Below are 13,786 nucleotides of genomic sequence, written 5' to 3'. Positions count from 1 at the left end.
GCGGTTATTCCTGATGGATCTCGAATCAATGCAATCTGATAGTTTAGCGCGATCCGCTGTCCTGCCCAAGCCACGCTGGCAACAGGCCTTGCGCCAGGCCTTTCGCGATCCGGCCGAACTGCTGGCCTTTCTGGGACTGCCGCCTGAACCGCGAGCGGCGCCGGCCCTTTTTCCCATGCGCGTGCCGCGCCGGTTCGCCCGACGCATGGAATACGGCAACCGGCACGACCCGCTGCTGCTGCAGGTCTTGCCGGAAAGCGGAGAGATGGAGGCTCAACCGGGATTCTGCGATGACCCGGTCGGCGACCGCGACAGTCGCCAGACTCGCGGCGTGCTGCACAAGTACCACGGTCGCGTTCTGCTGGTGGCAACCGGCGCCTGTGCGGTTCACTGCCGCTACTGCTTCCGGCAGGCCTTTCCCTACCAGCAAGAGCGCGCCTCGGCCGATCGCTGGCAACCTGCAGTGGACTATGTTGCCGCAAACGGTGATATCGAGGAGGTCATCCTGTCCGGCGGCGACCCGCTGATGCTGCCAACGGTGCAGCTGCGCCGTCTGAGTGACTCACTGGCCCCAGTGGGCCACCTTCGCCGCCTGCGCATCCACTCCCGGCTGCCGGTCGTGCTGCCCGAACGCATCGATGATCGCCTTTGTCGCTGGCTGGCTGAATTGCCCTGGCCGGCCGTCATGGTGATTCACGCCAACCATCCGAACGAATTCGACAGCAGCGTCGACGCCGCACTCTCGAGACTGCGCCGTGCCGGCGTTCAAGTGCTCAACCAGGCCGTGCTGCTGGCCGGAATCAATGATCAGGCCGCGACACTGGCCGGGCTGATGCGGCGCAGCTTCGCCGCCGGGGCACTGCCCTACTACCTTCATCAGTTGGACCGGGTCACCGGCGCGGCACGGTTCGAAGTCGAAGACCGGCGCGCGGTGGCGCTGGTCGAAACGCTGCGTCGCGAGCTGTCAGGTTACCTGGTGCCGCGTCTGGTGCGGGAACGCGCCGGCGTTCCCTACAAGACGCCGATTCTATGAAATCGAATCACAGCACTGGCAATCTGTGCCGCGGCGGCGATAAGATTCACCTACCCAGATGCAGGGACAGCCGATGCCCGAACAGCCGACCGAAATCAAAATCCTGACGGTAACCGACGATCCGTCGGCGCCCCGGGAACTGACCCAGATGCTCGGTGAGGAGGCAGCCGTCAGGACCCTGTTTGCTGATACCGCCAATGCAGTCAGCCGCACCTTCGAATCAGAGCGGGTCGACCTGGTCATGATTCGGGTGGATTCCGTCGACCTCGGCTTGCTTGAAACCACTGCCCGTCTGGCGCGCGACCAGGACCATTTCGTCCCGATCATCACCCTGATCGACGACGACGATGCACGCGCCGCTCTTGCCGTGGCCGCCATTGGTGTCGAAGGCTTCGTCCAGCGCAGCAGTCTCAGGCAATTCAAACGACTGGCAATCGCCCAGATCGAGTCGCTGCGCGCACGCGTCGGCGCCGACAAGGCGCTGCGCAGCCTGGCCGATATCGAGGATCGCTACACCCTGCTGCTGGACAGCTCCAGCGAAGCGATTGCCTACATCCACGAGGGCCTGCACATCTATGCCAACCCGGCCTACTTGAACCTGTTCGGCTTCGACGGCTTTGAAGATCTCGAGGGCCTGTCCATGCTCGACCTGTTCACGCCCAGCAAACACGGACCGGATCTCAAGAAGGTGCTCAAATCCCTGGCACGCGACGAAATGCCGGACAATGAACTGCTACTCAACGCCCACCGGCAGGGCGGCGAGACGTTCTCGGCGACGGTTGCCTTTTCGCCGGCGCGCTATGGCGGTGAGTACTGTGCCCAGATGCTGGTGCGCGAGAACATCAGCCAGGCCGACCCGGCGCTGGCCGAGGAATTGCGCAAACTCAAGACCAGCGACATGCTCACCGGCCTGCTCAACTCAGTGTCCTTCGTCGAACAGCTTGCCGAACAGATTCAGGCGCGCGAGGATACGGGCGGCCTGAGCGTCCTGGCACTGTCGCTCGACGAGCATGACCAGCTGCTCGACAAGGTGGGTGTCGGTGCTACCGATGAACTGATCCGCGCCTCGGCCGAGCTGTTTGAGTCGGTTACCGGCGAGCGGCCGATGGCACGGCTTCGCGATCACACCTTTGCGGTGATCGCCGACTGCGCGGATCGGGCCGAAGCCGAGAAACTGGCCGGGTCCATGATCGAACAGTGTTCGGGTCGCATCATCGAAGTGCGTGAGGCCAGCCTGACCGTTTCGGCCAGTGTCGGCCTGGCCGTGGCCGGAAGTGAAGTCGACGACAGCGAAAAGCTGGTCGTGCAGGCGGAATCGGCGCTTGCAGAAGCGCTGCGTGCCGGCGGCAAGGGCTTCGTACGCTACCGGCCCAAGGTCTCCACCGAGGGTGACGAGGACGACAGTGCCTGGGGCGAACGGCTTCGACACGCCCTTGACCACGACGAGTTCGGGCTGGTGACCTCACCGATCACCAGCATGGAAGACGACGGGTTCCTGATCAACGAGATCGAGACTCGACTGCGGCCCGAGGACAGTGATGAAGTGGTCTTGCCCTCGGTCTACATGAACGCCGCGATCCGCGTCGGACTGGCCGCCCGTATCGACGAGGACATGCTCAATCGCCTGCAGACACTGCTGACCGAACGGCAGGGTGACACTGACCTGCAGTGGCTGGTACCGATCAGCCTGGGAACGATTACCGACGAAGAAGCCTGTAAGCGCCTGGCGGCGCAAATGGACAGCGGACTTGACGCCCGGCGCCTGATCGTCGGTCTGCGCGAAAACGAAGTGCGTGAAAAGCTGAGGCCGGCACAGATTTTCATCGAACGCTTCAAGGCCAGCGGCTGTCGCTTTGCGCTGGTCGACGTGGCTCCGGATGCGCCCTTCGAAAGCCTGATGCGCCACCTCGCAATTGATTTTGCGAGACTCGATCAGGACATGATCCAGGACCTGAGCGGCAACGATGCGCTGCGTCAGAAGCTCTCGACCCTGGTCACGCATGCCCGGGAAAAGGACGTCCGGCTCATTGCACCGAAAGTCGAAAACACCGGCGACCTGGCAACACTGTGGCAGTTTGGCATTACCCTGGTGCAAGGCGAATTCGTGCGCGAGGAAGCCTCCGCCTGAATCACCGGCCAAACACCTTATCGCTCGCCGGTCAGTGCCCGTATCCGCTCTTCGATTGGCGGATGACTCATCAGCAGGCGGCGCAGGCCTATTCCAACCCGGCCACGAATCCCGAACGCCTCGACCGATTCTGGCAACCGGGATGGCTGGTTGACCTGGCCCAGCCGACGCAGTGCGGCGACCATATTGTCGCGCCCGGCCAGACCTGCGCCGCCGGAATCTGCGCGAAACTCGCGCCAGCGCGAGAAGGCCATGGTGATCATGCTTGCCAGCACGCCGAGAACGATCTGAAGCACGATCACGCTGAACAGATAGCCGGGACCGTAGCCACGCTCGCTCTTGAACACCGCCCGGTCAATGACCTGGCCGAGCACACGCGACAGCAGCAGAACAAAGGTATTGAGCACACCCTGCAGAAGCGTCATGGTTACCATATCGCCATTAGCCACGTGCGAGACCTCGTGCCCGAGTACGGCCTCGACCTCGTTGGGGCGCATGTGCTGCAGCAGCCCGCTGCTGACGGCGACCAGCGCCTTGTTGCGCGAGGCGCCGGTGGCAAACGCATTGGGCTCCGGCGAATCGTAAACGGCCACGTCCGGCCGGCCAATGCCGGCCTCGCGTGCCTGGCGGTCGACCGTTTCAACCAGCCATCGCTCCACGCTGCTGACGGGCTGTTCGATGATCCGTGCTCGCGTGCTCATCAGCGCAATGCGTTTGGACAGCAGCAGCGAGACGATCGCACCGCCCATGCCGAACAACAGGGCAAACACCAGAATCGTGGCATGATGAAGATCGATGCCCTGCCGGATTAGCCATGGCTCGAGCAGATTCATGACCACGCCGAGCACGACCAGCACCGCCAGGTTGGTGGCCAGAAACAGGACGATTCTGCGCATTTCGATGGTCCTCGCTACATCTGATTGATCGAAGCAATCCTGAAAATGGCTGCCCCGCCGGCAAAATACAAGATACAGCCCGGACAACCCGGATCGCTCTATGTCGGTCGTTTCGCGCCATCACCGACCGGACCACTGCATTTCGGTTCCCTGGTGGCTGCTGTGGGCAGCTACCTGCGGGCGCGCAGCAGAAACGGGCAGTGGCGGATTCGAATTGATGACATCGACCGACGGCGCGAAATCCCGGGAGCGGCCCGCGACCAGCTGCGTACCCTGGCTCGTTTCGGGCTTGGACCCGATGGCCCGGTCAGTTACCAGCATCGCAACGCGGCCCGGCACCGGCAGGCCTTGCACCGCCTGCTCGACGCCCGGCACGCCTTCTGGTGCGGCTGTACGCGGCGACAACTGCCGCCCGATGGCCGCTATCCCGGCACCTGCCGCAACGGACTGCCGGCGCAACGCAAACCACGCAGCGTGCGCGTCAATACGCAAGACGCGCCAACAATACGATTCGACGATGTGGTGCAGGGAGCGTGCGAGGAGCATCCGGGTCAGCGCAGCGGCGATTTCATCATTCTGCGTGGCGACGGGGTGATCGCCTATCAGCTTGCCGTCGTGGTCGACGACGCCTCCGAAGGCATCACCGAGGTGGTACGCGGCGCCGACCTGATCGATTCGACCGCTCGCCAGCTTTACCTCTACGAGAATCTCGGGCTGCCTGCGCCGGGCTGGATGCACCTGCCGGTGGTCACCGATGAGCACGGGCGAAAACTGAGCAAGTCCGACGGCGATGATCCGGTTGCTGCCCGACCCGAGGCCGAAGCCCTGCGCCTGGCGCTGCGCGCCCTCGGACACGAGCCGCCACCGGGCTGCCGATCACTCGACGCGCAGTGGCACTGGGCGCGAAGCCACTGGAGCCCGGCTGCAATCCCGCGCGGCCCGATTGCCGTTGGCGTGCATCCCGGTTGAGCGGAACGTTATACTGCGGTTTCAGTGGTCCAGCACGGTCAACCATGAACGCCAACTATCTCGATTTCGAACAGCCGATCGTCGAGCTCGAAGCCAAGATTCGCGAGCTGCGCAACGTCGGGTCCGGGGTTTCGATGAACCTCGAGGAGGAGATTCAGCGCCTGGAACATAAATGCCGTGAGCGGACCGAAACCATTTTCTCGGAGCTCAACGACTGGCAGATTTCTCAGCTGGCACGTCACCCGCAGCGCCCATACACCCTCGATTACGTGTCAATGATCTGCGACCGTTTCGAGGAACTGCACGGCGACCGCCTGTACGCTGACGACCATGCCATCGTCGGCGGGCTGGCCAGCATCGACGGGATGAGCGTGATGCTGATCGGGCATCAGAAGGGCCGGGATACAAAGGAAAAGGTCTACCGCAACTTTGGCATGCCGCGCCCGGAAGGCTATCGCAAGGCGCTGCGTCTGATGCAGATGGCCGCTCGGTTCAATCTGCCCATCGTCACGCTGATCGACACGCCCGGTGCCTACCCCGGAGTCGGCGCCGAAGAGCGTGGCCAGTCCGAGGCCATCGCCCGCAACCTGGCGGCCATGGCTCGCCTGCCGGTACCGATCGTGTGCTTCATTATCGGTGAAGGCGGATCCGGGGGCGCGCTGGCGATCGGCGTTGGCGACCGGATCAGCATGCTCCAGTACAGCATCTACTCGGTGATCTCACCGGAAGGCTGCGCCTCGATTCTGTGGAAAAGCGCCGACAAGGCCGCGGTCGCGGCCGAGGCCATGGGATTGACCGCCAGCCGCCTGAAGGCCCTCGAGCTGATTGACAAGGTCATCAAGGAGCCGCCCGGCGGTGCCCACCGCTCGCCTCATGAAGTGGCCGTGCGCATCAAGGAGACGCTGCACGCACAGATCGACTTTTTGCGCGACCAGCCGCCGGATGAGTTGCTGACCAGACGCCATCAGCGCCTGATGAGTTACGGCGCCTTCGAGCAGCGCTGAGCGCGGTCCGGATCATGCCCGACCTTGATCCGGCCATCGCGCAGCTTCCGGGAGATGGCCGGCTGCTGGTGGCTTTCAGCGGCGGACCGGACTCACTGTGTCTGCTTGACCAGCTCATCGCTGCCGGCAGTGACCGCGCCATCGTCTGCGTGCACGTCGATCATGGCCAGGACCACGACAGCCGCCAGCGGGCCGAACGGGCGGGACAGCTGGCAGACAGCCTGGGCGTGAACTGCCAGCAGATCGCAGTACGCGTGACGCCGGCCCAGGGTCCGGAAGCCGACGCGCGCAGCGCCCGCTACGAGGCGCTGCAGTCGCTCATGCAGCCCGGTGATGCCCTGTTGACCGCCCATCACCGCGATGACCAGGTCGAAACAGTGCTGCTGCGCATGCTGCGGGGCGCCGGCCCGGCCGGGCTGGCCGGCATTCCCAGACAGCGCCGCTTTGGGCCCGGCTGGCTGGTGCGCCCGCTGCTTGACTGGTCACGCAGCGATATCGACGCCTGCCTGGCGGCTCGCAGGCTGGCAGGGCTCGACGATCCGGCCAACGCCGATTCCACACTGGACCGCAACTTCCTGCGCCAGACGGTACTGCCGCAGCTGCGGCAGCGCTGGCCCGGCATCGACGGCGCGCTGCTGCGCACCGCGACCCTGTCCAGTGGTGCAGCCGCTCTGGTGGCGCAGGCGATTGATCAAACGCTCAACGCCGAGACGACCTGCAGAGACGGGTTATCGCTGGCCCCGGAGGTCACGCGAACGGTCTATGGTCTGGGCGAAACCATCCGCCACTGGTGCATGCAGCACCATGTTGCGCCGCCACCGGGAAAGCGCCTGGCCTGCTATGCCGAGCAGGTGCTGACCGCGCCGCGTGATCGTCAGCCCGAGCTGCGTTGGGGCGCCTGCGTCATGCGACGCTGGCGTGATCGGTTGTGGCTGGATCGGGCTGACAGCCCGGTGATCGACGCGCCGTTGCGCTGGGACGGGAGCTCACCCCTGCAGCTTCCGGCCGCCTCCGGCTGGCTGGAGCTGAGGCCACCACCGGCACGCGGCCTGGCGCTGACCGTAACCGGCCCTGACCCGGGTGAGCGAATCACACTTGCGGAACGAAGCGGCTCCCGGGCGGTCGGCCAGCTGCTGGCCGAGCACGGGGTGCCACCCTGGCGGCGCGCACTATGGCCCCGAATCTATCGGAATGACCAGCTCGTAGCCCTGGGCGACCGATTCATCGAGGCCGGCTTTGCCACGGCCCTGTCCGAGCGCGACTGCCGTTTGTGCTGGCACCGGTCGGCGCCTGGATCCGGTGCTGGTCCACACCCCTCATCAGGGAACCACTGAACAACCCTGCGTGGACGCGACGGCGGCTTTTCCGACTGAAACGCGCTCGGCGCAGGGTTATTCAGAAGTTTCCTGGGTTAGAATCAAACGCATGAGCACGGAAAATACGACGCCGCAGACCGACAACGACGGACAGCAGTCACCCGATTTCGAGACGGCACTGGCCGAACTCGAGCAGATCGTGGCCGAGCTGGAATCAGGCCAGTCGAGCCTGGCCGAATCGCTGGCGCAGTTCAGGCGCGGCGTCGAGCTGAGCAGACACTGTCATGGCCTGCTCGACAGCGCCCGCCAGTCGGTCGAACAGCTGCTTGATCCGGATGACGAAAACAGCGGCCAGCCCCTGACCCCGGATTCGTCGTGATCATGCTGCTGCGCGTACTGGCTTGCATGTCGGGCCTGGCCCTGATGCCCCCCGGTCTCGCCGGGGATGTGTACCGCTGCCAGGACGGCGACAGCACCGTCTTTTCCGACCGTCCCTGCGGTGCCGACGCTCGCCGGGTCAATGGCGCGACCATCAGCATCATCGAGCCGGCCGGGGATCTGTCGCAGATTGCCGAAGAGAATCGACGGTTCATCGAGCAGCGACGAGCCCGGTTATCGCTCAGATCCGAGCGCTGGATTACGCCTGCACCCTCGCAATCGACGCCTGTCGTGCAGCCGAGCCTGGTCGTGTTCGCGCTGCCCTGGACGCCTTACCATGATTGGCCGGAGCAGCGCCGGTCGGCCCGGCTGCCACCGAAGCTGCGACAACAGGATTACTCGGCACTCAATGGCCCGATTCTGGGCACGCGACGCGGCCCGAACTCGCCCTATGGTGAACGTCGGACCGGACCATGAACGCACGATACGCAGCGCGCCTTCTGCTTGTTCCGCTGCTGGTGCTGACAGCCTGGCTGGCCTGGTGGCCCGACAGCCACCCTCCCGACACGCCTGATTCACAGGGCAAAGGCGAATCTCTCTTGGTCTGGCAGATCAAGCCAACGGCTGCCGGCCCGCAGTCCGGCGACTTTCCCCGCGCCGGGCTGCCGGACGGCGCCGTGGCCGCACTACGGCCGGGCGAACGGATCGATCCGGACGCTTCGATGCTGACCCTGCCGCTGCCCGGCCGCAAGCCGATCAGTCTGCCGGTTGCCGGTCGATTCGACCATCCCAACGGTGACTTTACCCTGCATGCACGAGGCCGTGCGTCGAATCTGGAGCGGGCAGCGATCACCGTTGGCGACAGCGGAATTTATGCACGCATCACAACGCCCGCCGGCATCTACCAGGTCACCACGAACGCCCATGGCACATGGCTGATCGACCTCGCCGACGATCGCCTGGACGTCGACCCGCTGCACGACGACACGCTGGGCGGACCCATCCGTGATGCGGTGACGACGCACGCTGCAGGCGCCGACGCACAAACTGCCCAGGCTGCGGATGCGCCGACCACCGACGACACCGATCCTGCCCGGATCGATGTGATGTTCATCTACCCCGACAGCATGCAGGCCCGTTATCCGGGAAATCAGCTCGAAACCCGACTCAATCATCTGCTGGCCATCGCCAATCAGGCGCTGGTCGATTCACAGGTCCCGGCGGCCGTGCGCCTGGTGCACCACCAGCGCACCAGCTACAGCCGCAGCCAGAACAACCGGGAGGCGCTGCAGGATCTCGCCCGGGCACTGTCCGGAGAAAGCATCCCCGGGCTTTCCGGATTGGCCGGAACGCGTCAAAGCCAGGGTGCCGATCTCGTCGTGCTGACCTGGCCGCACGATATCGAGACACGCGGCAGCTGCGGCATTGCGTTCTTCCCTCAAACCAGCGGCAGCGGTCAGCTCGACCCCGCTTACGGCGTCCATATCGACAACGACGGCGCCAGCAACTGGTCGATCTGTTCGGACGCCGTCTTCACCCATGAGCTGGGCCACAATCTCGGCGCCGAACATCAGCGTGGCGCGGCCTCGACCGATGACCCGGCCGCCTCCAACTACGCCTTTGTCGAGCCTGCACGCTTTCATACCGTGATGGGCAGCTTTGGCAGCGGGCACATCGACCGCTATCACCGGCTCGACCTGTACTCCAACCCCGACATCCGGTGCGGCGGCGCCGCCTGCGGCTCGCGGACGTTTGGCGAAAAAGCGGCCAACGCCTGGCAGCTGGCGGCCACCGCGGCCAGCGTTGCCGCCTATGCCGACGGCGATGGCGCAAGCGTGGAGCGGCCCCCGCACTCGGAAGGCGACAGCGATGATGATGGCCGGCTCGACCGCGACGATCCCTACCCCTTTGATCCATTCGATGGTGAGCCGCCACCGGACACCGAGCCGCCGCTGGTATTCGATCAGCGCCGGCTGCGAACCGACACCGACACGATCGCGGCCTGGGAGCTGCTGGTCGTCGACAGTGATACCGATCAAGTGCTGTCCTACGCGCTCGACGGGCAGTTCCGGGGCGTGGTGGCGGCGCCGGAGGCCATCGATCCCGGGCCGATCCTGACCGGACATTCCGACCTCGACATTGACGGCCAGGGCCGACTGTATCTCCTTGCTTCAGGTGATGTGCGCCGCTATGACCGGCTCAGCGGACAGCTCATCGACGTCTTCCTGGACTCGCAGCTGCCTGAACCGCGCGAGCTGCAAAGCTCGTTTCCGCGTGCCATGGGCTGGCTGCCAAACAATCAGCTGGTTGTGCTCGGCGACGACGCCATCGAGCGCTACAGCGCCGACCGGCAACAGCTCAATGACCGACTCGGCGCCGACGAACCGACGCGCAACCCGCAGTCATGGAATTCGGTGATGGACCTGCCGCTGCGCAGTTTTGCCTACCGCAACCAGCGCCTCTATGTGGCCGAGGCCCGATCGAATCGCATCATGGCATTCAATGAGCTCAACGGCTGGCGCAACGTCGATGTGGCTGGCCCCGACAACGGCGTGATCTCCGACCCGCGCGACCTCGCCTTCGGCCCGGACGGTCTGCTTTATGTCGCCAACGGTAGCGGCAACAATGTCCTGCGCTTCGACGTCGACCAGCGCGCCTTCATCGACGAGTTCATCCCGGCCGGCCGGGGAGGACTGGACTATGCCCGGGCACTGGCCTTCGGGCCCGATGAACGACTCTACGTGGCCAGCCGCGACAGCGGCGAAATCCTTGCGTTCGACGCGGCAAGCGGCGCGTTCGAATCAGTGCTGACGGCGGCCGGGGACGGTGGACTGAGGCGACCGGAAGCATTGCGCCTGGCGCCGCGACTGAACCAGCTCCACGCCGGCCACAGCGGGCACTATTTCGTGCCGGACCGGCCCGGTGAAGGCTGGCTGCTCGAGATTCTCGACGAAACCCAGGCCGCTCTGGCCTGGTTCACCTACCCGCCCGCGGGCAGCGAACAAGCTCACCAGGCCTGGATTCTCGGCATCGGGGATATCGACGGCAGCCGGATCGTGTTCGAGGACGCCCTGACCACGCGGCTGATCGATGCCGGCGCGCCGATCGGAGAGGACAATCTGGTGATTCTTCCCTGGGGTGACCTGACGCTGGATTTCAGCCACTGCGATCATGGACGGGTCAGCTACAACAGCCAGCTGTTCGGGGCCAGCGGCAGCCTGGAGTTCGTGCGCCTGGCCAATATCAACGGCCTGCCCTGCGGCAGCCTGCCGCTGGCGCCCTCGTCGGCGGCACCGGGTATCAGCGGGCAGTGGTACGACCCGGACAGCAGCGGCCAGGGCTGGTACTTCGAGGAAGTCAGCGCCGGCCGCGTGTTCACTGCCTGGTTCACCTACGCCGGCGACGGCGAGCAGGCCTGGGTCGTCGGCGAAGGCAATGTCGAGGGCCGCACGATCCGCTTCGAGCATCTGGTGACCACTCGCGCAACGGGCTTCGGAGACGAATTCGATCCCGACGCGATCGAAACGCTGGAATGGGGCAGCATGAGCGTGCAGTTCCTGGACTGTGAGCGGGCAGCGCTGGAATACGATTCGGTTCTGCCGGGCGTGGGCAGCGGCAGTCTGGCGCCACGCCGCCTGACCTGGCTGAGCGGGCTGGACTGTCAGCTGCCGTCTCAGTAGCCCTCCAGCAGGTCGATCCCGTCGGGCACTTCGAAACTGAAGCGATCCGCCGGAAGTCCGGGGTTGCGCTGGAGCGAAAGCAGCTCGATGCGGGTTTGCTGGCCGAACGAGTCGGTGAACTCCAGGCGACCGGGCACGCCATCATCAAAATGCAGCCGGGCGCGCTCGAAGTCGGCTGATTCATCGAGCGGCACGAACTCCAGCACGGACCGTTCGTCATCGGCCGCAAGCCGATAGTAGCGTTCGAGCAGCTCCGGCTGCATCATCACCAACAGCGGCGACTGCTCGGGCGCGGGCTGGGGACGTACGGTCACCTGCTCGAGTGACTCATCGTAATGCCACAGACGTTCACCGTCAGCGACAATCTGCTGCGGAAACGGCACCTCGTAGTCCCAGCGAAAACGGTTCGGCGCCAGATACTCGAGCCGCCCCGACGCCTCCTCGACTACCCGGCCGGTCTCATCAACCGTGATCTGCTCGAACCGACCGGTCAGGCTGTCGAGCCCTTCTGCGAACGCCTCGAGCTGCGCCCGCACACCTGCAAGTGCGTCCGGCGCGGTGGTCAAAGTGAGCGCCAGCACACAACCGCCAAACCATCGAGCCAGGCCAGGCCATGATCGGCCATGCGAGCGTAAAGTCCGGTTCATGGAGTATTCCTAGTCGTTTCGGGGTGCCGGCGCCAGCACCTCGCGCTGGCCGTTGTGCTCCGGCGCGCTGACCACGCCCTGCGCTTCCATCTCTTCAATCAGCCGTGCGGCACGGTTGTAGCCAATGCGAAGCTGACGCTGCACGCCGGATATCGAGGCGCGGCGACTCTCCACTACATAGGCAACCGCCCGATCATAAAGTTCGTCGTCCGAATCAGAGTCAGTCGACTCCGGCAGGCCGGTAATACCGATCTGCTGGCCGTCGCTGGTGGTCTGGGTATCGGCCAGCACGTCTTCGAGGTAGTCCGGCTCGCCCTGGGCCTTGAGCGCTTCGGCCACGGCATGCACTTCGTGATCATCGACAAAGGCGCCGTGCACGCGCTCCGGCAGGCCGGAGCCCGGCGGTAGATACAGCATGTCACCGTGGCCCAGCAGCTGTTCGGCGCCCTGCTGATCCAGGATCGTGCGTGAATCGACCCGCGAGGAGACCTGAAACGCCATGCGGGTCGGAATGTTGGCCTTGATCAGCCCGGTAATGACATCAACCGACGGCCGCTGCGTGGCCAGGATCAGGTGGACGCCCGAAGCGCGCGCCTTCTGCGCCAGGCGCGCGATCAGCTGTTCCACCTTCTTGCCGACGATCATCATCATGTCGGCAAATTCGTCAACCACGACCACAATGTAAGGCAGCGGCTCCAGCGTCGGTGCCGCTTCACCCTCGGTCAGCAGCGAGGGATCGTGCAGCGGATCGACAATCGGCTTGCCCTTGTCGGCGGCGTCCTTCACCTTGCGGTTGTAGCCAGCCAGATTGCGCACACCGACGGCCGCCATCAGGCGGTAGCGGCGCTCCATCTCGGCCACGCACCAGCGCAAGGCGTTGGCAGCCTCTTTCATGTCGGTGACCACCGGCGTCAGCAAATGCGGAATGCCCTCATAGACCGACAGCTCAAGCATCTTCGGATCGACCATGATCAATCGGACCTGGTCGGGCGAAGCCTTGTAGAGCAAGCTGAGCACCATGGCGTTGATCGCGACCGACTTGCCGGAACCGGTGGTGCCAGCGACCAGCAAATGCGGCATGCGGGTGATATCGGCGACTACCGGTTTGCCGGAGATGCTCTTGCCCAGGCCCAGCGTCAGTGGCGAAGCCGAGCGCTCATAGGCCTCAGACGACAGAATCTCGCGTAAGTAGACAATCTCTCGGTTCTGATTGGGGATTTCCAGCCCGATGACGCTCTTGCCGGGAATGACGTCGACGACACGCACCGAGATCACGCTCAGCCCGCGCGCCAGGTCCTTGGCCAGATTGGAGATCTGCGACCCCTTGACTCCCGGTGCCGGCTGCAGCTCGAACCGCGTAATCACCGGCCCGGGGTGAACGGCCACCACCTCGACCTCGACGCCGAAATCGGCCAGCTTGAGTTCGACCTGCCGGCTCATCGCCTTGAGCGCCTCGGCCGAATAGCCGGCCCGCTGTTGCGGCGCTTCATCAAGCAGATCGAGCGGCGGCAGTTCTCCGGGCGACAGATTCTTGAACAGCGGCTGCTGCCGAAGCCTGGTTTCGGATTGTGCGCTGGTCTTCGGTTCCACCCGCGGCTCGATACGCACTTCGCTGCGGCTGCGCCGCCGCTGCGTGTCGCGCTTGCGAATCTCGTCGCGCTCGGCCCGGGCGCGTCGGCCGGCAATCCAGTCCCGGGCCTGGCCCAGGCGATCAACGCTCCAGCGCGCTGTGACC

At 64.9% G+C, this 13,786-nt stretch carries 10 protein-coding genes and 1 pseudogene; 8 read left to right on the top strand and 3 right to left on the bottom strand.

Annotated features, from left to right (window positions below; translation table 11 throughout):
- Nucleotides 1–28: 28 nt before the first annotated feature.
- Both epmB and HND55_07530 read left to right on the top strand, forming a co-directional pair.
- Entirely contained in the window at nucleotides 29–1,033 is a 1,005-nt protein-coding gene (epmB, locus tag HND55_07535) for an EF-P beta-lysylation protein EpmB (protein QKK02507.1), read from the top strand.
- A 73-nt stretch (nucleotides 1,034–1,106) separates the two neighbouring features.
- On the top strand, nucleotides 1,107–3,161 hold the full coding sequence (locus tag HND55_07530; GenBank protein ID QKK02506.1) for an EAL domain-containing protein: 2,055 nt from the start codon (nucleotides 1,107–1,109) through the stop codon (nucleotides 3,159–3,161).
- Nucleotides 3,162–3,178: 17 nt separating this feature from the next.
- On the opposite strand, the gene htpX is transcribed toward HND55_07530, so the two are convergent.
- Nucleotides 3,179–4,057 carry a protease HtpX gene (gene htpX, locus HND55_07525; protein ID QKK02505.1) on the bottom strand — a complete coding sequence of 293 codons (879 nt, stop codon included), beginning with the start codon at nucleotides 4,055–4,057 and terminating at the stop codon, nucleotides 3,179–3,181.
- Nucleotides 4,058–4,102: 45 nt separating this feature from the next.
- Here htpX and gluQRS point away from each other — a divergent pair, with 45 nt between their 5' ends.
- From gluQRS to HND55_07495, 6 genes are all read left to right on the top strand, one after another.
- Entirely contained in the window at nucleotides 4,103–5,026 is a 924-nt protein-coding gene (gluQRS, locus tag HND55_07520; protein QKK02504.1) for a tRNA glutamyl-Q(34) synthetase GluQRS, read from the top strand.
- Between the two features lie 44 nt (nucleotides 5,027–5,070).
- Nucleotides 5,071–6,030 carry an acetyl-CoA carboxylase carboxyltransferase subunit alpha gene (locus HND55_07515; GenBank protein QKK02503.1) on the top strand — a complete coding sequence of 320 codons (960 nt, stop codon included), beginning with the start codon at nucleotides 5,071–5,073 and terminating at the stop codon, nucleotides 6,028–6,030.
- A 14-nt stretch (nucleotides 6,031–6,044) separates the two neighbouring features.
- The gene (tilS, locus tag HND55_07510; GenBank protein ID QKK02502.1) at nucleotides 6,045–7,364 is read left to right on the top strand and encodes a tRNA lysidine(34) synthetase TilS; all 1,320 of its coding nucleotides are present in this window, start codon (nucleotides 6,045–6,047) and stop codon (nucleotides 7,362–7,364) included.
- A 91-nt stretch (nucleotides 7,365–7,455) separates the two neighbouring features.
- A complete protein-coding gene (xseB, locus tag HND55_07505; protein ID QKK02501.1) occupies nucleotides 7,456–7,725 on the top strand; it encodes an exodeoxyribonuclease VII small subunit in 270 nt (89 codons plus the stop codon).
- Complete coding sequence (locus tag HND55_07500) at nucleotides 7,722–8,201, top strand: DUF4124 domain-containing protein (GenBank protein QKK02500.1); 480 nt, start codon at nucleotides 7,722–7,724, stop codon at nucleotides 8,199–8,201. The genes xseB and HND55_07500 overlap by 4 nt, the downstream gene beginning before the upstream one ends.
- Nucleotides 8,198–11,404 (top strand): hypothetical protein, encoded by a 3,207-nt coding sequence (locus HND55_07495; GenBank protein ID QKK02499.1) that lies wholly within the window; start codon nucleotides 8,198–8,200, stop codon nucleotides 11,402–11,404. Before HND55_07500 ends, HND55_07495 begins: the two co-directional genes overlap by 4 nt.
- Here HND55_07495 and lolA read toward each other — a convergent pair.
- Together lolA and HND55_07485 are read right to left on the bottom strand one after the other, a co-directional pair.
- The gene (lolA, locus tag HND55_07490) at nucleotides 11,398–12,051 is read right to left on the bottom strand and encodes an outer membrane lipoprotein chaperone LolA (protein ID QKK02498.1); all 654 of its coding nucleotides are present in this window, start codon (nucleotides 12,049–12,051) and stop codon (nucleotides 11,398–11,400) included. The genes HND55_07495 and lolA overlap by 7 nt on opposite strands.
- A 9-nt stretch (nucleotides 12,052–12,060) precedes the next feature.
- Nucleotides 12,061–13,741, bottom strand: a pseudogene (locus HND55_07485) (cell division protein FtsK).
- Between the last annotated feature and the right edge of the window lie 45 nt (nucleotides 13,742–13,786).

Source organism: Pseudomonadota bacterium, from assembly GCA_013285445.1.
Lineage (GTDB): Bacteria > Pseudomonadota > Gammaproteobacteria > Xanthomonadales > Wenzhouxiangellaceae > Wenzhouxiangella.
The sequence above is the reverse complement of the archived record's forward strand: the minus strand, read 5'-3'. Positions and strand labels throughout refer to the sequence as shown.

Bases quoted from the DNA above. Each gene is read 5' to 3' on its own strand.
- epmB (QKK02507.1), top strand. From the start codon at position 29: ATGCAATCTGATAGTTTAGCGCGATCCGCTGTCCTGCCCAAGCCACGC.
- HND55_07530 (QKK02506.1), top strand. From the start codon at position 1,107: ATGCCCGAACAGCCGACCGAAATCAAAATCCTGACGGTAACCGACGAT.
- htpX (QKK02505.1), bottom strand. From the start codon at position 4,057: ATGCGCAGAATCGTCCTGTTTCTGGCCACCAACCTGGCGGTGCTGGTC.
- gluQRS (QKK02504.1), top strand. From the start codon at position 4,103: ATGGCTGCCCCGCCGGCAAAATACAAGATACAGCCCGGACAACCCGGA.
- HND55_07515 (QKK02503.1), top strand. From the start codon at position 5,071: ATGAACGCCAACTATCTCGATTTCGAACAGCCGATCGTCGAGCTCGAA.
- tilS (QKK02502.1), top strand. From the start codon at position 6,045: ATGCCCGACCTTGATCCGGCCATCGCGCAGCTTCCGGGAGATGGCCGG.
- xseB (QKK02501.1), top strand. From the start codon at position 7,456: ATGAGCACGGAAAATACGACGCCGCAGACCGACAACGACGGACAGCAG.
- HND55_07495 (QKK02499.1), top strand. From the start codon at position 8,198: ATGAACGCACGATACGCAGCGCGCCTTCTGCTTGTTCCGCTGCTGGTG.
- lolA (QKK02498.1), bottom strand. From the start codon at position 12,051: ATGAACCGGACTTTACGCTCGCATGGCCGATCATGGCCTGGCCTGGCT.